Here is a 21,305-nt window from a genome sequence, read left to right as displayed (position 1 = left end):
GCGGCCCGGCCCCATCTACGGTCCGTGCTGCGCCAATATGAACTGGTCGATCGCGTCCTCGACTACGATCCCGACGCCGACGAGGCGATGCTGAACCGCGCCTATGTCTTCTCCATGCAGGCGCATGGGAGCCAGAAGCGCGCGTCCGGCGACCCGTATTTCAGCCACCCGATCGAGGTGGCGGGCATCCTCACCGACCTCCACCTCGACGCGGAGACGATCGCCACCGCGATCCTCCACGACACGATCGAGGACACCGTCGCCACCCCCGAGGAGATCGAGCGGCTGTTCGGCCCCTCGGTCGCGCGCCTCGTCGACGGCGTCACCAAACTCAGCAAGATCGAAGCGCAGACCGAGAACGAACGCGCCGCCGAGAATCTGCGCAAATTCCTCCTCGCGATGTCCGACGACATCCGCGTGCTGCTGGTCAAGCTCGCCGACCGGCTGCACAACATGCGGACGCTCCACCACATCGCCAAGCCCGAGAAGCGCCGTCGCATCGCCAAGGAGACGATGGACATCTACGCGCCGCTCGCCGAGCGGATCGGCATGTACGAGTTCATGCGCGAGATGCAGTCGCTCGCATTCGAACAGCTCGAACCTGAAGCCTCCGAATCGATCAACCGCCGCCTCGAACAGCTGAAAAAAGGCGACGGCGACCGCATCGCCAAGATCGCCTCCGGCCTCAAGCTGGTGCTGTCGCGCGCCGGGGTCGAGGCTGAGATTTCGGGACGCGAGAAACACCCCTATTCGATCTTCCGGAAAATGTCGGAGCGGCACATCAGCTTCGAACAACTGTCCGACGTGATGGCGTTCCGCGCGATCGTGCCGACCGAGGAGGATTGCTACCGCGTACTCGGGATCATCCACCAGCGCTGGCCGATGGTGCCGGGCCGGTTCAAGGATTACATCTCGACGCCCAAGCGCAACGGCTATCGCTCGTTGCACACCTCGGTGATCCACGCCGACAGCGCGCGGATCGAGATCCAGATCCGTACCGCCGACATGCACGCACAGGCCGAGTTCGGGCTGGCGGCGCACTGGGCCTACAAGCAGCAGATCAACGGCAGCGACCGCCAGGTCAGCTGGATCCGCGATCTCGTCGAGATCCTCGATACCGCCGAGAGCCCGGAAGAGCTGCTCGAACACACGCGGATGGCGATGTACACCGATCGCATCTTCGCGTTCACGCCGAAGGGCGAGCTGATCCAGCTGCCGAAGGGTGCGACCTCGATCGATTTCGCCTATGCGGTGCACACCGATCTTGGCGACCAGGCGGTCGGCGCGAAGGTCAACGGCCGCGTCGTGCCGTTGTCGACGGTGATCGAGAATGGCGATCAGGTGCAGATCCTGCGCTCGAAGGGCCAGTCGCCGCAGCCGCAATGGCTCAACGTCGCGACCACCGGCAAGGCGCTCGCCGCGATCCGCCGGCACCTGCGTCAGAAGGAGCGCGTCGAGCAGATCGCACTCGGCCGCACGCTGTACGACGACATCGTCACGCGCCTGCCCGCGCAGATCGGCACCGATGCACTCAGCCACGCGCTGAAGCGGCTGAAGCTGCCCGACGATTCGTCGCTGATGGTCGCGATCGCGCGCCGAACCCTGTCCGATGCCGCGGTAATGGAAGCACTAATGCCGGGCTCGGCAGGCGCGGACGTGACTCATGCACTCGCCCCACAATCGAGCGCGATCTCGATCAAGGGGCTGACCCCCGGTGTCGCCTACGACCTCGCGACGTGCTGCCATCCCGTACCGGGCGACCGGATCGTCGGCTTGCGTCGGCCCGATGCGGGGATCGAGGTCCACGCGATCGACTGCCGCGTGCTGGGCGAACTCGCCGAGCGCTCAGAGAACGAGACCGACTGGGTCGACGTCGCCTGGGGCGACGAGACCGAGGGCGCCGTCGCACGCATATCGGTGATGGTGAAGAACGAGCCAGGCTCGCTCGGGATCGTCTCGTCGATCATCGGCGGGCACAAGGCGAACATCATCAACCTGCGGCTCGATACGCGCGACAAGAGCTTCCACACCAACGAGATCGACGTCGAGGTGCACGACGTGCAGCAGCTGATGCGGTTGATGGCGGGGCTGCGTGCGGCGGATGCGGTGCACACCGTGGAGCGGGTGTAGAAACATCCGACGATGACGGCGGGCGCGGCGGACGCTAGACGGGGCGGATGAACCGTCCGTCCCTTTCGATTGTCGTCCCCTGCTATAACGAGGCGGCGTGCCTCGACATCCTGCACGCGCGTATCTCCGGCGCGGCGAAGGTCGCGGTCGGCGACGATTACGAGATCGTCCTCATCAACGACGGCTCGCGCGACGACAGCTGGCCGGTGATGCAGCGCCTCGCCGCCGCCGATCCGCGGCTGGTCGCGATCAACCTCTCGCGCAACCACGGCCACCAGCTGGCGCTGACCGCGGGGCTCGATCTCTGCGCAGGTGAGCAGATCCTGATCATCGACGCCGATCTCCAGGATCCCCCCGAACTCCTGTCCGACATGCGCGCGGCGATGGCAGCAAGCCAGGCTGACGTCGTCTACGCGGTGCGCCGCCAGCGCGCGGGCGAAACGGTGTTCAAGAAAGCCACCGCCGCCGCCTTCTATCGCCTGCTGACGCGGATGACCGAGACGCCAATCCCGCTCGACACCGGCGACTTCCGCCTGATGAGCCGCCGCGCTCTGGATGCGTTCCTGTCGCTCCCCGAACAGGCCCGCTTCATCCGCGGCATGGTCGCCTGGATCGGCTTCAAGCAGGTGCCCTTTCCGTACGACCGCGCCGAGCGGCTCGCGGGCGAGACGAACTACCCGCTGGCGAAAATGATCCGCCTCGCGTTCGACGCCGTCACCGGCTTCTCGACCGCGCCGCTGCGCTTCGCCAGCCACGCCGGGCTCGCGCTGACCGGCGTGTCGCTTCTCCTGTTCGTCTACATCGCGATCGGCTGGCTCTCGGGCAGCGCGGTGCAGGGCTGGACCTCGACGATGCTGGTCACCGTGTTCCTCGGCGCGGTGCAGATGTTCGTGTTGGGGATGATCGGCGAGTATCTCGGGCGGCTGTATGTCGAGTCGAAGCGTCGGCCGCTGTATATCGTCGCAGATGTGGCGGGGCCGATCCAGGGGAAGGCGACCTTGGGGTTTCGTGCGGAGCCGGTGGACGTGGTGCGGTTGCCTGACGCGCCCCTTCCCATCCGCACCGACTGACGAACACCGCCTACCCCGACTCTGGCACCACCCCAATCCTCGAACCACCCCGGCGGAGGCCGGGGCCCAATTGGAAAGGTCGCAGTAACGGAGCGCGGACCTCAGTTGGCCACGTCCCCCAATTGGGCCCCGGCCTTCGCCGGGGTGGTGGTTGCGTGGTGCTTGCTTGCCAATTCGGGGAGGTGCACCACGCCCCTATCCGTTCGTGCCGAGTAGAGACCGAGTAGCTCCGTAAGGAGCGTATCGAGGGCTCGTATCGAGGTATGGGGCCCGCGCGCCAACTTATCCCTCGATACGCCATCTCGATACGTGGCTTCGCCACTACTCGACGGCTACTCGGGACGAACGGAAGTAGGACGCGCAGCTACCTCGATCGTTACCGCGGCACCGCCAGCGTCACGATCGAAACCCCCGGCGTCATCGGCATGCGACCGACCATGTGGCGTTCCAGGCGGAAGATCTTCTCGAACAGCGCGTTCACCAGCTTGGGCGGCGGGGAGTCGTCGCTGTCGTCGCGGCCGGAGAGGCGGCCGGCGATCCGCGCCGCGGCCGCCAGCGGGAACAGCAGCGAGTTGAAATAGCCGAGCTTTTCGGGCTTCAGGCCCGCCGTCTCGATCGCTGTCTTGAGCGTGGCCTTCGAATAGCGACGGTGGTGGTGGTTCACCACGTCGTGCGCGCTCCACAGCCACGCATGCGCCGGCACCGCGATCAGGATCTTGCCACCCGGCGCAAGGCAATCCGCCATCGCCTTCAACGCCGCGACGTCGTCCTCGATGTGCTCGACCACGTCTAGGACCGCGATAAGGTCGTAATGCGCGCGGGGAACGCCCGGCAGCTCGGGCAAAGGCGCCGCCCCCACCGGCTTCCCCAGCCGCTCGCTGGCGATCTCGCGCGCCGCCGGATCGATCTCGATCGCGTCGATCTCGCCGAACTCCGCCAGCATCGGCAAATTATGCCCGGTGCCGCAACCGATCTCGAGGATCTTCGCATCCTTCGGCAACGCGCCGTAGCGTGTCAGGTAATCCGCCAGGATGTCGCGGCGCGCGCGGTACCACCAGTGGGTGGAGTCATGCGCGGCCATCCGGTCGTAGACGATGCGGTCCATTACTTGTCGGCCCTGCGGTTGGAATTCATGTCAGTTGAAAACCCAGAAACGGTTGAGCACGAACGTCACGATCGCGGCAAGAAAGACGGCGGGGATCAGCGGGATCCAAGGATGCAGATGGAGCAGCGCGGTACCGATCCAGGTGATGACCGCATTGAGCGCGAGCCCCGAGCCCTGGACGATCACGAACTTCACATGCCGCCCCGCCCCCGGTTCCTTCGCGTGCCCCTTGAAGCTCCAGCGGCTGTGCAGGAAGAATCCGACCACGACGGCGACGGCGAAGGCGAACGGCACCGCAGCCACCGCCTGGCGTGGCGGGAAAACGTACGCGGTCAGCGGCAGGTAGACGAGCGAATAGACGACGCTGGAAATCCCGCCAGCGATCCCGAAGCGCACGAGCTGGCCGAGCACGCCGCTCGCCCGCATCTGCTCCACCTGTCGCCAAATCGCCTGCATGCCCGCCTTGTTCTTTACCCGCACCGCGATAGAGCGACGCTTGAGATACGCCCGCGCATCTAGAGTGCGTGCGGGCTGGAGGAAAGCGTTTTGGATCAGGCACCACTTCAGCGGCGGACGTTGCTGGACGAACTCGACCGCCATTGGATCGCGCTGACGCTGCTCGCCTGGGTGGCGGTGGCGGCATGGTCGGTGTTCGATCGCTGGGGGCAGATCCGCTGGCTGTCGCTCGGCGATACCGACGACAACATGCGGCTGATGCAGGTCCGCGCGCTGCTGAACGGCCAGGGCTGGTACGATCTGCGCAACTACCGGATGAACCCGCCGGTCGGTTTCGATATCCACTGGAGCCGCATTGTCGACCTGCCGATCGCCGGGCTGATCCTGTTCTTCCGCCTGTTCACCAGCAACAGCTGGGCGGAGCGGCTGGCGTGCGGGACCGCGCCGTTGCTGCCGCTGTCGATCGCGATGCTGGGCATCGGCGCGACCGTGCGCCGGCTTATCAGCCCGTATGCGTGGCCGCTGGCGGTCGTGTTCATGGTCGGTGCTACGGCCACGATGCTGATGTTCATGCCCGAGCGGATCGATCACCACGGCTGGCAACTGGCGATGTTGAGCCTCACGGTAGCGGGCCTGTGCGATACCAACGGCCGACGTGGTGGCGCGATGGTCGGGATCGCGAGCGCGGTGTCGCTGTCGATCGGGCTCGAACTCTTGCCCTATGCGGCGATGGCGGGGGCGATCATCGCCCTGCGCTGGGTGTGGGACCGGTCGGAGGCCGAGCGGCTGTCGATCTATGCGCTGACATTGGGTGGCGGTAGCACGCTCGGCTTCGCGCTGTTCGCGTCGAACGCCAACCAGGCGATGCGGTGCGATGCGTTGACGCCCGTGTGGCTGAGCGTGATGATCGCGGCGGGAATGCTGCTGTTCCTGCTCGCGCGGTTCGGTCCGGCGTCGCGGGGCGCTCGGCTGGCACTGGCGGTGGTCGCAGGTGCGGCGATCGTCGCAGGTTTCGCGCTGGTGTTTCCGCAGTGCCTAGGGCGGCCCGAGGGGATTTCGCCCGAGCTGCAGCGCAACTGGTTGGACAATGTCCGCGAGGCCAAGCCGATCTACAAGCATAGTTTTCGCGTCGGGTTCGCGCTCGCTACGCTACCGATCATCGGTTTGATCGGGGCGGTGATCGCAGCGTGGCGCGCGCGTCGCGATCCAAGCGCAGTCGGCTGGGCAGCGGTCGCGCTGTTCACCGCGTTCGCCTGCGCGATGCTGTTGTGGCAGGTCCGCGCCGGACCCGCCGCGCAGATGCTGGCGATCCCGGGAGCGACCGCGCTGGCCTGGCTGATCATCCCCCGATTGCTCGGCAACCGATCGATCGCGGTGCGCGTGCTGGGGACCGCAGCGGCGTTCCTGATCGTCTCGGGCATGTTCGCCGGGATGGTGCTGAAATACCTGCCGATCGACCGGCCGAAGCCGTATGAAAAGCGCGTCAACATGGCGACCGGCGACTGCCTGCGCACGACCGTGCTGCTCGCGCTGAACAAATACCCCGCGCAAACGATCTTCACCTTCGTCGACATGGGGCCGCGGCTGATCACGATCACGCATCACGACGCGATTGCAGGGCCTTATCATCGCAACGGCGACGCGATCCTCGACGTGCAGCACGCGTTCGGGCGGTCTGCCGAAGAGGCGCACGCGATCATCAAGCGCCACGGCGCGACGATGCTGCTGCTGTGTCCGAACGCGGCGGAATCGACTAACTATAAGGCGCGCAGTCCGAAGGGGTTCTATGCCGAACTGGCGAAGAACGAGGTGCCGACCTGGCTGACCCCTCTGCCGCTGCCGGCGAAGTCGCCGCTGCGGTTGTTCAAGGTCGACTGACCACCACCCCCCGGTTCTCCTGCGAACGCAGGAGCCCAGGGTAACGAAAGGCAACGTCTGTAATCCTGGGCTCCTGCGTTCGCAGGAGAACGGATTAGCGCAGCACTACCGACAGGCCGTCGAGCACGAACTGCACCGCGAGCGCGGCGAGCAGCACGCCGAGCAGGCGCGTGATCACCGCCTCGATCTTCGCGCCGAGGATCCGCATGATCGGCCCCGCCGCGAGCAACGCAACCAGCGTCAGCAGTAGGATCGTCACCATCGCACCCAGCACGACCAGCGAGCGCTCGATCCCGCTGTTGCGGCTCATCAACAGCATCACCGACGCGATCGAGCCGGGCCCCGCGATCATAGGCATCGCCATCGGGAAGATCGAGACGTCCTCCACCTCGGGATCGCTCGCCACCTTGGCGGCACGGTCCTCGCGGCGTTCGGTGCGCTTTTCGAACACCATTTCGAGCGCGATCAAGAACAGCATGATGCCGCCGGCAATGCGGAAGCTGGCGAGACTGATGCCGAGGCCCTTCAACAACGCCTCGCCGAACAGCGCGAACACGAACAAAATCGCCGCCGCGACGCCAACAGCGCGCATCGCCATCGCACGCTTCTGCAGCGTCGACGCGCCCGCCGACAGCCCGGCATAGATCGGCGCGCAGCCGGGCGGATCGATGACGACGAAGAACGTGATCAGCGACGAGATGTAGAGTTCGATCACAGGCTTGCCTCATCGATTGCAACGCCTTCGCGTCGGCCAGCGGAGACCAAGGTGTTGCGCAGTAGGCAGGCGATGGTCATCGGCCCGACGCCCCCCGGCACCGGCGTGATCGCACCGGCAACCTCGACCGCGCTCGCGAAATCGACGTCGCCGACGAGGCCGGCATCGGTCCGGTTGATACCGACGTCGATGACGGTCGCACCGGGCTTGAGCCAGTCGCCCTTGATCATCTGTGGGATGCCGACCGCGGCGACGACGATGTCCGCGCGGCGGATATGCGCGGGGACGTCCTGCGTGCGGCTATGGACGACGGTGACGGTGCAGCTTTCGCGGAGGAGTAATTGCGCCATCGGCTTGCCGACGATGTTGGAGCGACCAACAACGACGGCTTCGAGCCCGCTCAAGCTCGGCATTACGCTCTTCAATAGCATGACGCACCCGAGCGGCGTGCAGGGGACGAAGCCGGGCAGGCCAGTCGCGAGCCGCCCCGCGTTGATCGGATGGAACCCATCGACGTCCTTGTCCGGGTCGATCGCTGAGATGACCGCCTGCTCGTCGATATGCTTCGGCAGGGGCAATTGGACGAGGATGCCGTCGATCGTCGGGTCGGCGTTGAGCGTCGCGACCAACGCGAGCAGCTCTTCTTCCGCCACGTCGACAGGGAGCCGGTGCTCGATGCTCTCCATCCCGGCTTCGCGCGTGGCCCTGCCCTTTGATCGGACATAGACGTTCGAGGCAGGATCCTCACCGACCAGCACCACCGCAAGGCCAGGCGCACGGCCTGCCTCGGCGCGAAAGGCGGTGACGCCGTCTGCGATACGGGCCCGGAGGCCGGCGGCGAAGGCCTTGCCGTCGATGATGGTCGCGCTCATGCCCGCGGCCCATAGAGCGCGGACGCGATTTCCGCCAGCGTAGTGGCGTCGCCGGCAATGTGCAGACGCTTCAGGCGGGCGGTTTCGCCGGCGACGATCGTCACGGCGCGCTTGGGTACGCCGAAGGTCTTGGCAACAAGCGTCACCAACCCAGCATTTGCGGCACCATCTACCGGCGCCGCCGCCAACCTCGCGACGAAATGCTCTTCGGTCCCGGCGGTCAGCGCATCCCGGCCACCACGCGGTGTTACCCGGACGGCGATCGCCAAGCCATCAGCCAGCGCACGCCAAGCCGCCTTCTCAGTCAATAGGTCGCGACGAGATAGTTCTGCGCGATGTTCGGGATGACGATGTTGCTGAGAATGTAGAGGATCAGCAGCACGACCAGCGGCGACAAGTCCAGCGCGCCGAAGTCCGGCAGCACGCGGCGGATCGGACGATACATCGGCTCGGTCATCCGCTGCAGCGCGGTCCACACGGTGCGGACGAAATCGCTGTGCGTATTGATGACGTTGAACGCGATCAGCCACGACAGAATCGCCTGCACGACGATGATCCACCAGATGACGGTGAGCAGCAACTGGACGATCTGAAGAAGGGCGATCAAGGCGTAGGTCTCCGCTGGTGTGTTGCCGATATAAGGTGGCGGGGGGAGAACGAGAAGCCCCGTGGTGTCGCTGGCCTGCGCGCGACGATTTGAGCAGCACCCTTGCCCTCAAGTCTCCGTCATCCTGGGCTTGACCAAGGATCCAGAGCCACGAAGGCTACCCTGTGTGGCTCTGGATCCTGACTTTCGTCAGGATGACGGGAGTGGGGGGACCTTGGCGCCCGTTACCGCGAGCGCCCGTTGGCGCTGACCAGCGTGCCCGCGCCCTGCTTGGTGAAGATCTCCAGCAGCATCGCGTGCGGCACGCGGCCGTCGATGATGACCGCGGCATCGACGCCCGATTCGACCGCCGCGACGCAGGTGTCGAGCTTCGGGATCATGCCACCGGTCACCGTGCCGTCCGCGCGCAGTTCGGCGATCCGCGCAGGATCGAGATCGGTGAGCAGCTCGCCCTCCTTGTCGAGCACGCCGACGATATCCGTGAGCAGAAAGAAGCGCGCCGCGCCCATCGCGGCGGCGATCGCGCCCGCCATCGTGTCGGCGTTGATGTTGTAGGTGTGGCCGTCCGCACCGATACCGATCGGCGCGATCACCGGGATGATGTCGGCGGCGATCAGCGTGTCGAGGATCGTCCGGTCGACCGCGATCGGCTCGCCGACGAAGCCCAGGTCGACATGCCGCTCGATCCCCTGGAGCTTGTCGGGCTCGCGGCCGTGGCCGACTTTCTGCGCGAGGACGAGGCCGGCGTCCTTGCCCGAGATGCCGACCGCGCGACCGCCCGCCTGGCCGATCCAGCCGACGATTTCCTTGTTGATCGAGCCGGCGAGGACCATCTCGGCGATCTGCGCGGTCTCGGCATCGGTGACGCGCAGGCCGTCGACGAAGCGCGATTCGACGCCGAGGCGCTTCAACATTGCGCCGATCTGTGGCCCGCCGCCGTGGACGACGACCGGGTTGATGCCGACTGCCTTGAGTAGCACCATGTCCTCGGCAAAATCACGCTGCAACTCGGGGTCGCCCATCGCGTGGCCGCCGTATTTCACGACGAACGTCTTGCCGGCATAGCGCTGCAGGTACGGCAGCGCCTCGGTGAGCGTTTCCGCCTTGGCGAGCAGGGCGGGATCGGGCGTGTGATCGGTCAACTAAACTTCCGTTCGTCTCGAGTAGCCATCGAGCACTTGTCGAGATGGCGTATCGAGAGACCTGTACCTCGATACGAGCCCTCGACAGGCTCGGTCTCTACTCGGCACGAACGGAAAAATCTAACATTATGCCCGGTCCAACCGCCGTCCCAGTTTCACGAAGAACGTGATCATGAACGGTACCAGCACGATCGACAGCACGACCTTGGTCAGCATCTGCCCTTCCATCAACGCGACGATCGGCCGCTCGCCGAGGAACGAGATGGTGATGAACAAAATCGTGTCGATGATCTGCGAGATGATGCTCGCGATCATCCCGCGCAGCCACACCAGCTTGCCGTCACCGCTGCCGACCTGACCCGACAACTTGGAGAAGATCAGCACGTTGAGCGTCTGCGAAATCCCGTACGAGATCAGCCCCGCGATCATCATCCGCGAGCTCTGGCCGACCACGACCGGGAACGCGTCGACCGCGGGCGGGTACATCCCCGGATCGTGCGGCAGCGCCAGCACCAGGTGGATCAGCGCCGCCGACACGAGCAAAGGGATGAACCCGAGGCGCACCAGGAACGTCGCGGTCTTCTGGCCGTGCAGCTCGGCGATTGCGCTGCTCAGCACCACCAGCAGCAGGAAGCCGAAGATCCCCGCCTCGACCGCGAGCGGGCCGAGCGCGACCTGCTTCACCCCCAACACGCCGGCGATGCACACCATGCCGCCGTACAGGACCGAGAAAACGAAGAGCGAACGCGGGAACGCGGGGGGCAACTTATCCATCGCGCGGGACGCTAGCGAAAACGCGCGCGCCGTCAAATGACTAGCGCGCTTCAAATAACTGGCGAGCGCGGCGCTCGCGTGTCATGTCGGTCGCTTGCGCAGCCGGGGGGCGGCGCGTGTCATCGCAAGAAAACGCAGGGCGTCCATGGAAAGACTCTTCATCGGTTTGGCGGGCATCGCCGTCATCCTGGGCATTGCCGTGCTGTTGTCGAGCGACCGCCGTGCGATCCGCCTGCGCATCGTCGGCGCCGCGTTCGCGTTGCAGGCCGGGATCGCGGTCCTCGTACTGTACTCTAGCTTCGGCAAGGTCGTGCTCGGCGAGATGTCCGGCGGCGTCGCCAATTTGCTCGGCTATTCGCAGAAGGGCACCGAGTTCCTGTTCGGCAAGATGGCGACGCCCGAGATCGGCGGCCAGAGCTTCGCGATCGCCGCGTTGCCGGTGATCATCTTCTTCGCCAGTCTCGTCTCGATCCTCTATTATCTCGGCATCATGCAGTTCGTGGTGCGCTGGGTCGGCGGCGGGATCGAGAAGGTCATCGGCGTCTCGAAGGTCGAATCGCTGTGCGCCGCAGCGAACATCTTCGTCGGCCAGAGCGAATCGCCGCTCGTCATCCGCCCCTATCTGGCGGGGCTCACCCCGGCGCAGCTCTTTACCGTGATGACCAGCGGCATGGCGGGCGTCGCGGGTACGATCCTCGCGGCGTATGCGTCGATGGGCATCCGCATCGATTACCTGCTCGCCGCGAGCTTCATGGCGGCGCCGGGCGGCATCCTGATGGCGAAGATCATCATGCCCGACCGCGTCACGCCACCAGAAGGCGAACTCGCGCTCGGCGATCTGCCCGGCGAATCGTCGGCGGGCGAACCGATGCCGCAAGCCACGCATGACGAGGAAAAGCCCGCCAATCTGATCATGGCCGCCGCCCAGGGTGCGCAGACCGGCGTGCGCTTGGCCGTCGCGGTCGGCGCGATGGTGCTGGCGTTCGTCGCGCTGGTGGCGCTGGCGAACGGATTACTCGGCGGGCTTGGCAACATGATCGGGCTGCCGGGGCTGAGCTTCCAGGGGCTGCTCGGCTATGTCTTCGCGCCGATCATGTTCCTGCTGAACGTGCCGTGGAGCGAGGCGGGAATCGCCGGTGGGCTGTTCGGGCAGAAGATCGTGCTGAACGAATTCGTCGCCTACATCTCGCTCGGTACGCAGCAGGGGCTGAGCCCGCGGACGATCGCGGTCATCACCTTCTCGCTGTGTGGGTTCGCGAACTTCTCGTCGATCGCGATCCAGATGGCGGTGACGGGCAGCCTCGCGCCGAACCAGCGGCCGATGATCGCCAAGCTTGGCCTGCGCGCGCTGGCGGCGGGGAGTCTTGCGAACTTAATGTCGGCCGCGCTCGCGGGCCTGCTGATCGGCTGAATCCCGCCCATCCGCCATCCTGACGAAAGTCAGGACCCAGAGCCACGAGGGGCAGCGCTTGTTACCCTGGGTCCTGACGTTCGTCAGGATGACGCGGGTCGAGATAACGGGCCGAAACTACAAGGCCCCGAAACGCAATCGGGCCCGTCACCGCTCGGCAACGGGCCCGACGCCACTGCCGCGTTGTGGAACGCGGAAGCTATCTCGCGGAAACGCCGATTACGGCAGCATCACCGTGTCGACGACGTGGATCACGCCGTTCGACTGCATGACGTTCGCGATCGTGATCTTACCCTTGTGGCCCTTGCCGTCCATGATGCCCCAGCCGGTGCCGACCTTCTTGAACATCAGCGGCTCGCCCTGCACGGTCGTGTAGGTCGCGGTGCCGCCGTTCGCCTTCGCCTTGGCGGCGATGTCGGCGGCGGTGATCGTGCCGGGGACGACGTGATAGGTCAGGACGCTGGCGAGCTGCGCCTTGTTCTCGGGCTTGAGCAGCGTGTCGACGGTGCCGGCCGGCAGCTTCTTGAACGCGGCGTTGGTCGGCGCGAACACGGTGAACGGACCCGGGCCCGACAGCGTCTCGACCAGGCCGGCGGCCTTGACCGCGGCGACCAGCGTCGTGTGATCCTTCGAATTGACGGCGTTCTCGACGATCGTCTTGGTCGGATACATCGCGGCGCCGCCGACCATCGGGTTGGTTTGCGCGGCAACGATGGCGCTGCCGCTGACGGCAACGGCGGCCGCGACGATCGCGGTACGAATGAAGTGGTTCATGGCTTCTCTCCTGCGTGCGGAGCCGGTGTGCGGCGCCACTGCGGGGAGATACGCGCCCGCCGGGATAAGGACGCAGCCGGCGTTCAGATCGCCGCGAGAAGCCCCGCCCAGGCCGCGATCTCGTCGTCATGCCGCCGCGTGACGGCCAGCTCGCTTGCGGTCGCCGTGTCGAGATCGACCTCGACCGTGCCCGTCCACTCGAACGTCGCATTGCCCGACAGCGTCACCATCGCCGCCTCGCTCGCCTCGGCACGGACCAGACCGCCCTTGTTGAAGACGGTGGTCTGCGTGTCGTACGCGATCCGCCCGGTCAGACAGGCGGCATAGGTCGACGCCGCCATCGCACTGCCGCAGCTGTCGGTCAGCCCGACGCCGCGCTCGAACGTCCGCACGAACAGGTCATGGCCACGCACCTCTACGAAACTGACGTTCGCGCGATTCGGCAGCCAGTCAGGTGCCGCCTCGCACGCCTCGCCAACGCGGACGAGTTCGGCTTCGTCGACGGCATCCACGAACGTCACGAGATGGGGGTTGGGCATCGCCACCGCCGTGAAGGCGCGGTCCGTCGGCAAGCGCGCGATCGGCGCATCGACGATGCGATCGGTCCCGACATGGATCGGCCACGCCGCGGCATCCAGAGACGCAGGGCCCGCGATCTCGCGAATGGTGAAGACGCCCTCGGCAATATCGGCATCGCGCTCGACGGCCGCGTCGCTCGTCTTCAGCAGCGCGGACGCGGATTCGGAGCCCGTAGCCGCGAACCCGGCGCGCGCGACGCAACGCAGGCCGTTCAGGCACGTCTCAGACTCGCTGCCGTCCGAATTGAACATCCGCATCCCGAACGCGTGGGTCGCGTCGCCGGTCGTCAGCAGCAGGAGTCCGTCGCCACCCACAGGTCCATCGCGATCCGCCAGCGCCCGCGCGACGGCTGCCCAAGCCGCATCGCCAAGCGCCGACGCGCGTGCATCGATCAGCGGAAAGTCGTTACCCGAACCGTGGCATTTTATGAGATCGAAGCGCATGCCCGCCATCTAGTCACGCGAGCGCGCCAATGCGAGCGCCTAGCCGATCCCGTAATGCGCGGTCAGGCGATCGAGCGCGAGCGTCAGCACCAGCCGCCCTGCCCGCGCCGGCCATTGCAACGCCTTCTCCGCCACGGGCAGTCCCTCCCCTGCACAGACGACACGCCACAGGATATCCGCCAGCCCGGGCCCCGCCGCCGCCAGTGCCGCGTCGAACCGACGCTTCGCCGCGATCTGCGCTGACGTCGGATCGAGCCCGTCACCACCGCCGCCATCGACCCGCTCGACCCAGCGCATCGTCACGCTCGGCGCGATCGACGCGCGTTCGTAATCCGCGCGCAGCCGCTCCCCCGCCTCGAACTGCGTCACGTCGATCAACGCGCGCGACCGCAACCAGCCGAGCGGCGACTCCGCGAGGTTCACGGTGACCGTGCGACCGCGACGCGCGCCGGCCGGCTGTGGAACACCGTCCGAATCGACCGTCCGCTCTACCAGTTCGCGCATCCGCCATCTCCCGTTGCGCTTGGCGGTTGCCATAGCTCCACCGTTGTAGGACAGAGAATTAACCCATCTGGTTTGGAGCTGTTCGATGATCGCATTGCAATGATCACTGCCATTCGCGAAGTCCGGCGTGCCAAGGGACTGACGCTGGAGGATGTCGCCAGGCGTTGCGATCCGCCGACCACGGCACAAACGATCGGGCGGCTGGAGACCGGCACGCGCACCGTCTCGATCGGCTGGCTCAACCGAATCGCCGCCGCACTCGGCGTAGAGGCAAGTGATCTCGTGACATTACCGGAGCGCAAGGACCTGCCAGTCGCAGCAATACTCGATAGCGGCGGAGCCCACGCCCCCCGCCGAACCACGACCGCACCACCGCCTCAGGTCGTGCCAGGCCAGATCGCCATCACAGTCGCGAACGGCACCGGCGATTACCGCGCGGGCGACGTGATCTGGACGTCGATGTTGAAACCCGAAGATTTCGCAACCGCCCTAAACCGCGACGTCCTCGTCCCGCAACCGGCAGGAAGGTTCGCGTTCGGCCGGCTCACCGGATGCGACGGCGGCGTTACCGTCCTCCCGCCGGACACCGGCACCCAGTCGCTGACCATCGCCGACCCCGCCTGGATCGCAGTCGCGGTGCGACTAGTCCGCGAGCTATAGAAGGTGGTGGACGATGACGGGCTCGAACCGCCGACATTCTCGGTGTAAACGAGGGATCGCCACGCCTCCCCCTCCTTGAACGACCTTTTAGTGGAGGGACATAGCGCGAACATATGTAAAACATGTCAAGTCCGTGCTGTCCATTTGCTGTCCACCGATCAATATCAGCGACCCTGGCGAACGTAGGTCGCATCGTTCGCGCGAATCGGTAACAATGCTGTGCCGGCTGAGTTGATCGCTAAGCAGGAAAGTGCGCGCAGGGTTGCCGCACGACCTTCAGTTTCATCAGATATGAAGCCGCTAAGCGGGGGCATGATGCATCGCATCGCCGGACTTCATGCCGAACGCCGCGTACCAGGCGTCGACGTTCCGGACGATCCCGTTGCCCCGGTGGAAATGCAGCGAGTGGGGATTGGTAAGCAGGCGCGCGCCGGCCGGCCTATCGCGCAACTTCGCCTACCACGCCTGCGCATAGGCAAGGAAGAACCGCTGACCGCCGCTCAGCCCGCCTATCACCGGTGCCTTGCCGTGCACCGCCTGAAACTTTTGATCGGCAGAATACGCCGTCTCGATACCGCCAAGATCCACGAGTTGAACCGATTGAGGCTCATAACAGCTTACAGTTAGTCGTCAGCCACTCACTGATCCAGTTTAGGAAGGGCCGCCGGCACGCTGGTTCACTACCTGTCAGCCGCCGTCCGCGGCCCAGGCCGGATGGTTACCGATGCAGTGGCGAGCGGGGACTTACCCGCGTTCTACAGGTGATCAAGAACATTATCGTATAAAGCTATCACCGCTTGAGGGTGACATGCCAATCCTCCAAGGCCTGCCGTTTTTCAACGCTTGGAAAGAATGAACGTACGCTTCATTGTGCAGATGCAGCATAAACGCGTTGACGTGCCTCATCGTAATGGAGATGACAACGCTACCACGCGGCGGGGGCCACACGATGAGAATAAACGAAGCCTCGGGGATACCACAAGACGCGTTCCCGAATTTTGGCCATGATCAAGAATGGATTAGATCGCTATGAAGATCGCAGTCTTTGGTCTTGGTTATGTTGGTCTTTCCAACGCCGTTCTCCTCGCGCAACACAATGAAGTAATTGCCGTCGACATTGCATCTGCGCGCATCGAGATGCTCAACGCGCGTAAGTCGCCGATCGTTGACGCAGAATTGGAGGATTTTCTCGCCACAAGAACGCTGAACCTCACTGCAACGCTAGATGCGCGGCGGGCACTTGCCGGGGCTGATTACGTGATCGTCGCCACGCCGACGAATTACGACGCGGAGACCAACAAGTTCGACACGTCGTCGGTGGAAGCGGTGATCCAGACGACGATTGCAGCGAATCCCCAAGCCACGATCGTGGTAAAATCGACCATCCCAGTCGGTTTCGTGAACGATATCCGAGCACGTTTTGGGACTGACCAAGTCATCTTTAGTCCCGAGTTCCTGCGCGAGGGTAAGGCCCTTTACGATAATCTGCACCCATCACGGATTGTCGTCGGCGAGCGCTCTGAGCGGGCACAAATTTTCGCCGACCTGCTCCTGAATGGTGCGGAGAAAAAGGATGTCGAAATCCTCTTTACCGATGCCAATGAAGCCGAGGCGATCAAGCTGTTCGCTAATACCTATCTCGCGATGCGCGTCGCTTTCTTCAATGAACTCGACAGCTATGCAATCGCCGGCGGCATGGACACGCGCCAGATCATTGACGGGATAGGGCTCGATCCGCGTATTGGCAGGCATTACAACAATCCCAGCTTCGGCTATGGCGGCTATTGCCTGCCCAAGGATACGAAACAGCTGCTGGCGAACTATTCCGAGGTGCCGCAAAATTTAATTCGCGCCATTGTCGACGCAAATCGCACCCGCAAGGACTTCTTAGCCGATCAGATAATTGCGCGGAAGCCTAGCAAAGTAGGCGTTTTTCGCTTGGTGATGAAGGCAGGCTCCGACAATTTCCGCGCATCCTCGATTCAAGGCATCATGAAACGGATCAAGGCAAAAGGTATTGAGGTCGTGATTTACGAGCCCACGATGGAAGGCGATCAATTTTTTGGCTCAAGCGTTGTTCGAGATCTCGAGGCCTTCAAACAAAGCTGCGACATTATAATTTCAAATCGCATGGCAGACGCACTCGACAACGTAAAATATAAGGTTTTCACGCGCGACCTGTTTGGGTCAGATTGAACATTCAGTCGACGCAAAATCATAACAAGGGAAATAACAATGAGTAAAAAAGTAGCCCTTGTAACCGGCGTCACAGGCCAAGACGGATCGTATTTAGCCGAGTTCTTACTCGAAAAAGGCTACGAGGTTCACGGCATCAAACGTCGCGCTTCGCTGTTCAACACGCAGCGCATCGATCACATATACCAAGATCCGCATTCGCAGCAGCCTAACCTGAAGCTGCATTACGGCGATCTCTCGGATACTTCCAACCTCACGCGCATCCTGAGCGAAGTGAAGCCCGACGAGGTGTACAACCTCGGCGCCCAGAGCCATGTCGCGGTCAGCTTCGAGGCGCCCGAATATACCGCTGACGTCGATGGCATAGGTACGCTGCGCCTGCTCGAGGCGATCCGCTTCCTCGGGTTCGAGAAGAAGACGCGCTTCTATCAGGCATCGACCTCTGAACTCTATGGCCTCGTGCAGGAGACCCCGCAGAAGGAAACGACGCCGTTCTATCCGCGATCGCCCTACGCGGTCGCCAAGCTCTATGCGTACTGGATTACGGTCAACTACCGCGAGGCCTATGGTATGTATGCCTGTAACGGCGTGCTGTTCAACCACGAGAGTCCGCGTCGGGGCGAAACCTTCGTTACCCGCAAGATCACCCGCGGCCTCGCGAATATCGCGCAGGGCCTGGAGACGGGCCTGTTCATGGGCAATATCGACTCTTTGCGCGACTGGGGCCACGCCAAGGACTATGTCCGCATGCAGTGGATGATGCTGCAGCAGGAGCAGGCAGAAGACTTTGTCATCGCCACCGGTGTGCAATATTCGGTACGCAAATTCATCACTTGGTCGGCAGCCCACCTCGGCATTACGCTGCGGTTCAAGGGCGAAGGCGTCGACGAGGTCGGCATCGTCGACAAGGTCGAGGGTGATGATGCCCCGTCGGTCAAAGCTGGCGACATTCTCGTTCGCATTGATCCTCGCTATTTCCGCCCCGCCGAAGTGGAAACGCTGCTCGGCGATCCGACCAAGGCGAAGGACAGGCTCGGTTGGGTGCCTGAGATCAGCGTGCAGGAGATGTGCGAGGAAATGGTCGCAGCAGACCTTCACACCGCCAAGCGTCACGCCTTGCTCAAGGCACATGGATACGACCTTCCGTTCTCGGTCGAAGGCTGATGAAGAAGCATCCGATGCGCATCTATGTGGCCGGCCATCGCGGCATGGTAGGTGGAGCGATCTCGCGCAAATTGCGCGAGGGCGGCGCCGAGGTCATCACTCGCACCCATGCCGAGCTCGATCTGACCGACCAAGCAGCAGTGCGCGCCTTCTTCGCGAGTGAGAAGCTCGATGGGGTGGTGCTTGCGGCCGCTAAGGTTGGTGGCATCCATGCCAACAACACCTACCCGGCCGACTTCATCTACGAGAACCTCATGATCGAGGCCAATGTCGTTCACCAGGCCTATGCGGCTGGGGTTCAGCGCCTGCTATTTCTCGGCTCCTCCTGCATCTACCCGCGCGCCGTCGAACAACCGATTCGAGAAGATGCGTTGCTCACAGGAGTTCTCGAGCCGACCAACGAGCCCTATGCTGTAGCCAAGATCGCCGGAATCAAATTGTGCGAAAGCTACAACCGGCAATATGGTACCGACTATCGCAGCGTGATGCCAACCAACCTTTATGGTCCCGGGGATAACTTTCATCCCGAAAATTCGCATGTTATGCCAGCTCTGATCCGGCGTTTTCATGAAGCCGCGCGTGATGGGCTGGACCAAGTGTCAATCTGGGGCTCGGGCGCGCCGCGTCGTGAGTTCTTGCATGTCGACGACATGGCAGATGCCTCGTTGTTCATTCTGAACCTGCCGGTTGATCATTATCAAGCCAACACTCAGCCGATGCTCAGCCATATCAACGTCGGCTACGGTGAAGACGTGACAATTCGCGAACTGGCAAGCTTAGTGTCTGAAGTAACCGGCTTTAAAGGTAATATCGTCTTTGACGCAAGCAAGCCTGATGGGGCTATGCGCAAGCTCATGGACTCAAGCAGACTTAATGCCTTGGGTTGGAAACCACGAGTAAGACTGGAACAGGGTATACGCAGCGCTTATTCATGGTTTATGGATAATCATGGGAAAACCATCTCCATCGACTGATAGGTCAAAGCCTAGAAGCGCCGAGCAGTGTTTTAAACATTACCGGATCATATTCAGCTCACTCGCCTTCCTGGGAGATAAAGTGATTGATGGCCTGAACTGATATATGACTACCATAATCCCGGAAGCGATTTCGAATCCAACTGACATAGAGATTCGGTGGGTAATTGCAGCTATCTTCGTCAAGCTACGCGCGCCAGCCGCCGACAGACAACCGAGATGTGTATGGTTTTCAGCCCCCTGCCCCTGCCCCGCCCCGCCCCGCCCCGCCGTCATTGAATTTTTGGATATCGGACCACGCAATGGCGAGATTCCCATCCATCGGTGTGGTTGGCTCATCCAATGGTTTCATGATGCGCAGGATGCTTAGTTCAATTGACGCTGCACTTGCGAAAAGGTAGGATTTAAGGTATCGAAATCGAGATAGTTTGCGTTGCCATAGAGCGGCGTAGCGATTGCTTTCCTGTCGGTGAAAATGTGCATCTGATCGATCTGCCTTTTTGCGGATTAAAGGAGTTTATATAATGCGAGTGATGTCAGTTGAGCTAAACGAGCTAAACTTCCATTATATAAAGTCTTATATCGCCCAAGGAAAGCTGCCGACATTTACCAAGCTGCTCGCGGCACGTGATCTTGTCGAGACGGATGCAGGTGAGGTTTACCCCGAGCTGGAGCCTTGGATCCAGTGGCCCACGATCTACACCGGCAAGACCTATGCCGAGCATCAGCTATTTCGGCTTGGCGATATTGCGTACAAGGATCAGCCGCAGATTTGGGACTATCTGGAAACGCGCGGCGTTTCAGTCGGCGCGATCTCGCCGATGAATGCGTCCAACCGGTGCGAACGTCCGGCCTTCTTTCTGCCAGATCCTTGGACTCATACAAAGATCGTAGCAGAGCCGCGAGCGAAGAAGTTGTTTGAGCTGCTCGGCAAGATGGTCAACGACAATGCGTCCGTGAACCCCTCGATCTTAGAGTTTGCCAAGCAGATTCTACCGCTGGCGCTGCCTTATCTGTCGAGCCGCTCGATCGCTGGCTATTTCAAAATTCTACCGATGGCACTGAAATATAAATGGGCCAAGGCGGCCTTCCTCGACCGTCTTCTAGCTGATCTTTTTGTCGCGCTGTGGCAGAAACACAAGCCCGGGTTTGCTTCATTATTTCTCAATGCTGGCGCGCACATCCAGCACCATCATACATATGATAGCGCTGTCTATGGCGGCGACAAGGCCAACCCGGCGTGGTATAGTAAGGCAGCGGAAACTGATGCTGATCCACTGTTATTCATCTATGAGGTCTATGACGGTTTAATCTCGGAATTAATGGCGCTGAAAGACGCCCACGTGTTCATAAGTACAGGGCTCAGTCAAGTGCCTAACGAACGCGATCACTACCAGTATCGTATTGCGGATTTTAATGGCTTCTTTGCGAAGGTTGGCCTGATCGGCGCAACGATTCGCCCACGTATGTCGCGCGACTTCTTGCTGGAGTTTCCCAACACTGCAGCCGCACGAGCGGCGTTGCCGGTTTTGAACAAGGTGCGGGTGGGAGGCCAGCCGCTGTTTTCGATCGAAGAGCGTGATGAGACCCTGTTCTGCCAAGTCGCTTATTTTGGGAAACCTGAGGGGCTAGAGCAAGTCAGCATTGATGGTATCGAGGGCAACATGAAAGATGAGTTCGTGATGGTTTCAATCGAAAATGCGATTCATCAGAGTACCGGTTATCACATTGACACCCTCGCACCCAAGGGAGGATCGCAGCGGATTGTGCTGACTGACGTATTCGATCGGCTCTGCGCGGCGGCACTAGCCCAAGGCGTAACGGCAAGCCAGGCAGCGTGAGGTTCGGTGC

Annotated in this window: 22 protein-coding genes; 9 read left to right on the top strand and 13 right to left on the bottom strand. The window is 62.8% G+C overall.

Features of this window, described 5'->3' with window-relative positions:
* Positions 1 to 24 precede the first annotated feature (24 nt).
* Entirely contained in the window at positions 25 to 2,130 is a 2,106-nt protein-coding gene (locus C8J39_RS16785) for a bifunctional (p)ppGpp synthetase/guanosine-3',5'-bis(diphosphate) 3'-pyrophosphohydrolase (RefSeq protein ID WP_120301493.1), read from the top strand.
* A gap of 47 nt (positions 2,131 to 2,177) precedes the next feature.
* On the top strand, positions 2,178 to 3,200 hold the full coding sequence (locus C8J39_RS16780; protein ID WP_120301492.1) for a glycosyltransferase family 2 protein: 1,023 nt from the start codon (positions 2,178 to 2,180) through the stop codon (positions 3,198 to 3,200).
* Between the two features lie 376 nt (positions 3,201 to 3,576).
* On the opposite strand, the gene C8J39_RS16775 is transcribed toward C8J39_RS16780, so the two are convergent.
* Positions 3,577 to 4,305 (bottom strand): bifunctional 2-polyprenyl-6-hydroxyphenol methylase/3-demethylubiquinol 3-O-methyltransferase UbiG, encoded by a 729-nt coding sequence (locus C8J39_RS16775; RefSeq protein WP_120301491.1) that lies wholly within the window; start codon positions 4,303 to 4,305, stop codon positions 3,577 to 3,579.
* Positions 4,306 to 4,335: 30 nt separating this feature from the next.
* Positions 4,336 to 4,761, bottom strand: a complete 426-nt coding sequence (locus tag C8J39_RS16770; RefSeq protein WP_183038026.1) for a GtrA family protein — start codon at positions 4,759 to 4,761, stop codon at positions 4,336 to 4,338.
* A gap of 90 nt (positions 4,762 to 4,851) precedes the next feature.
* Between C8J39_RS16770 and C8J39_RS16765 the strand changes: the two genes are divergently transcribed.
* A complete protein-coding gene (locus tag C8J39_RS16765; RefSeq protein WP_183038025.1) occupies positions 4,852 to 6,639 on the top strand; it encodes an AcrB/AcrD/AcrF family protein in 1,788 nt (595 codons plus the stop codon).
* 94 nt (positions 6,640 to 6,733) lie between these two features.
* Here the strand turns inward: C8J39_RS16765 and C8J39_RS16760 are convergent, their stop codons facing one another.
* From C8J39_RS16760 to C8J39_RS16735, 6 genes are all read right to left on the bottom strand, one after another.
* On the bottom strand, positions 6,734 to 7,354 hold the full coding sequence (locus tag C8J39_RS16760) for a MarC family protein (RefSeq protein ID WP_056487445.1): 621 nt from the start codon (positions 7,352 to 7,354) through the stop codon (positions 6,734 to 6,736).
* Positions 7,351 to 8,226, bottom strand: coding sequence for a bifunctional methylenetetrahydrofolate dehydrogenase/methenyltetrahydrofolate cyclohydrolase FolD (folD, locus tag C8J39_RS16755; protein ID WP_120301490.1), 876 nt, complete (start codon positions 8,224 to 8,226; stop codon positions 7,351 to 7,353). Before folD ends, C8J39_RS16760 begins: the two co-directional genes overlap by 4 nt.
* Entirely contained in the window at positions 8,223 to 8,534 is a 312-nt protein-coding gene (locus C8J39_RS16750; RefSeq protein WP_165895276.1) for a DUF167 family protein, read from the bottom strand. The genes folD and C8J39_RS16750 overlap by 4 nt, the downstream gene beginning before the upstream one ends.
* Complete coding sequence (locus C8J39_RS16745; protein WP_056066456.1) at positions 8,531 to 8,833, bottom strand: YggT family protein; 303 nt, start codon at positions 8,831 to 8,833, stop codon at positions 8,531 to 8,533. Before C8J39_RS16745 ends, C8J39_RS16750 begins: the two co-directional genes overlap by 4 nt.
* 224 nt (positions 8,834 to 9,057) lie before the next feature.
* The gene (gene argB, locus C8J39_RS16740; RefSeq protein WP_056053472.1) at positions 9,058 to 9,975 is read right to left on the bottom strand and encodes an acetylglutamate kinase; all 918 of its coding nucleotides are present in this window, start codon (positions 9,973 to 9,975) and stop codon (positions 9,058 to 9,060) included.
* 126 nt (positions 9,976 to 10,101) lie between these two features.
* Positions 10,102 to 10,749: a queuosine precursor transporter gene (locus tag C8J39_RS16735; protein WP_120301489.1), complete on the bottom strand. Its 648-nt coding sequence runs from the start codon at positions 10,747 to 10,749 to the stop codon at positions 10,102 to 10,104.
* A 145-nt stretch (positions 10,750 to 10,894) separates the two neighbouring features.
* Here C8J39_RS16735 and C8J39_RS16730 point away from each other — a divergent pair, with 145 nt between their 5' ends.
* Entirely contained in the window at positions 10,895 to 12,160 is a 1,266-nt protein-coding gene (locus tag C8J39_RS16730) for a NupC/NupG family nucleoside CNT transporter (RefSeq protein WP_056487457.1), read from the top strand.
* Positions 12,161 to 12,379: 219 nt separating this feature from the next.
* On the opposite strand, the gene C8J39_RS16725 is transcribed toward C8J39_RS16730, so the two are convergent.
* The 3 genes from C8J39_RS16725 to C8J39_RS16715 form a co-directional block, all read right to left on the bottom strand.
* Positions 12,380 to 12,934, bottom strand: a complete 555-nt coding sequence (locus C8J39_RS16725) for a fasciclin domain-containing protein (protein WP_120301488.1) — start codon at positions 12,932 to 12,934, stop codon at positions 12,380 to 12,382.
* Positions 12,935 to 13,017: 83 nt separating this feature from the next.
* Positions 13,018 to 13,956, bottom strand: a complete 939-nt coding sequence (gene dapF, locus C8J39_RS16720) for a diaminopimelate epimerase (protein WP_120301581.1) — start codon at positions 13,954 to 13,956, stop codon at positions 13,018 to 13,020.
* 39 nt (positions 13,957 to 13,995) lie between these two features.
* Positions 13,996 to 14,460, bottom strand: a complete 465-nt coding sequence (locus C8J39_RS16715) for a DUF6456 domain-containing protein (RefSeq protein ID WP_120301580.1) — start codon at positions 14,458 to 14,460, stop codon at positions 13,996 to 13,998.
* 99 nt (positions 14,461 to 14,559) lie between these two features.
* On the opposite strand from C8J39_RS16715, the gene C8J39_RS16710 reads away from it, so the two are divergent.
* On the top strand, positions 14,560 to 15,120 hold the full coding sequence (locus C8J39_RS16710) for a helix-turn-helix domain-containing protein (protein ID WP_120301579.1): 561 nt from the start codon (positions 14,560 to 14,562) through the stop codon (positions 15,118 to 15,120).
* A 300-nt stretch (positions 15,121 to 15,420) separates the two neighbouring features.
* On the opposite strand, the gene C8J39_RS19175 is transcribed toward C8J39_RS16710, so the two are convergent.
* Both C8J39_RS19175 and C8J39_RS19170 read right to left on the bottom strand, forming a co-directional pair.
* Complete coding sequence (locus C8J39_RS19175; RefSeq protein ID WP_243650210.1) at positions 15,421 to 15,570, bottom strand: M13-type metalloendopeptidase; 150 nt, start codon at positions 15,568 to 15,570, stop codon at positions 15,421 to 15,423.
* Positions 15,571 to 15,576: 6 nt separating this feature from the next.
* Positions 15,577 to 15,708, bottom strand: a complete 132-nt coding sequence (locus tag C8J39_RS19170) for a hypothetical protein (RefSeq protein ID WP_259457571.1) — start codon at positions 15,706 to 15,708, stop codon at positions 15,577 to 15,579.
* Positions 15,709 to 16,149: 441 nt separating this feature from the next.
* Between C8J39_RS19170 and C8J39_RS16695 the strand changes: the two genes are divergently transcribed.
* The 4 genes from C8J39_RS16695 (at position 16,150) to C8J39_RS16680 (ending at position 21,295) form a co-directional block, all read left to right on the top strand.
* Entirely contained in the window at positions 16,150 to 17,316 is a 1,167-nt protein-coding gene (locus C8J39_RS16695; protein ID WP_120301487.1) for a nucleotide sugar dehydrogenase, read from the top strand.
* Positions 17,317 to 17,355: 39 nt separating this feature from the next.
* Complete coding sequence (gene gmd / locus C8J39_RS16690; protein WP_120301486.1) at positions 17,356 to 18,480, top strand: GDP-mannose 4,6-dehydratase; 1,125 nt, start codon at positions 17,356 to 17,358, stop codon at positions 18,478 to 18,480.
* 14 nt (positions 18,481 to 18,494) lie between these two features.
* Positions 18,495 to 19,454, top strand: a complete 960-nt coding sequence (locus C8J39_RS16685) for a GDP-L-fucose synthase (RefSeq protein WP_120301578.1) — start codon at positions 18,495 to 18,497, stop codon at positions 19,452 to 19,454.
* Positions 19,455 to 19,978: 524 nt separating this feature from the next.
* The gene (locus C8J39_RS16680) at positions 19,979 to 21,295 is read left to right on the top strand and encodes a hypothetical protein (protein ID WP_120301485.1); all 1,317 of its coding nucleotides are present in this window, start codon (positions 19,979 to 19,981) and stop codon (positions 21,293 to 21,295) included.
* The last annotated feature ends 10 nt before the right edge of the window (positions 21,296 to 21,305 follow it).

It is taken from the genome of Sphingomonas sp. PP-CC-1A-547 (genome assembly GCF_003610375.1).
Lineage (GTDB): Bacteria > Pseudomonadota > Alphaproteobacteria > Sphingomonadales > Sphingomonadaceae > Sphingomonas.
This window is presented reverse-complemented; position numbering and strand designations above follow the sequence as displayed.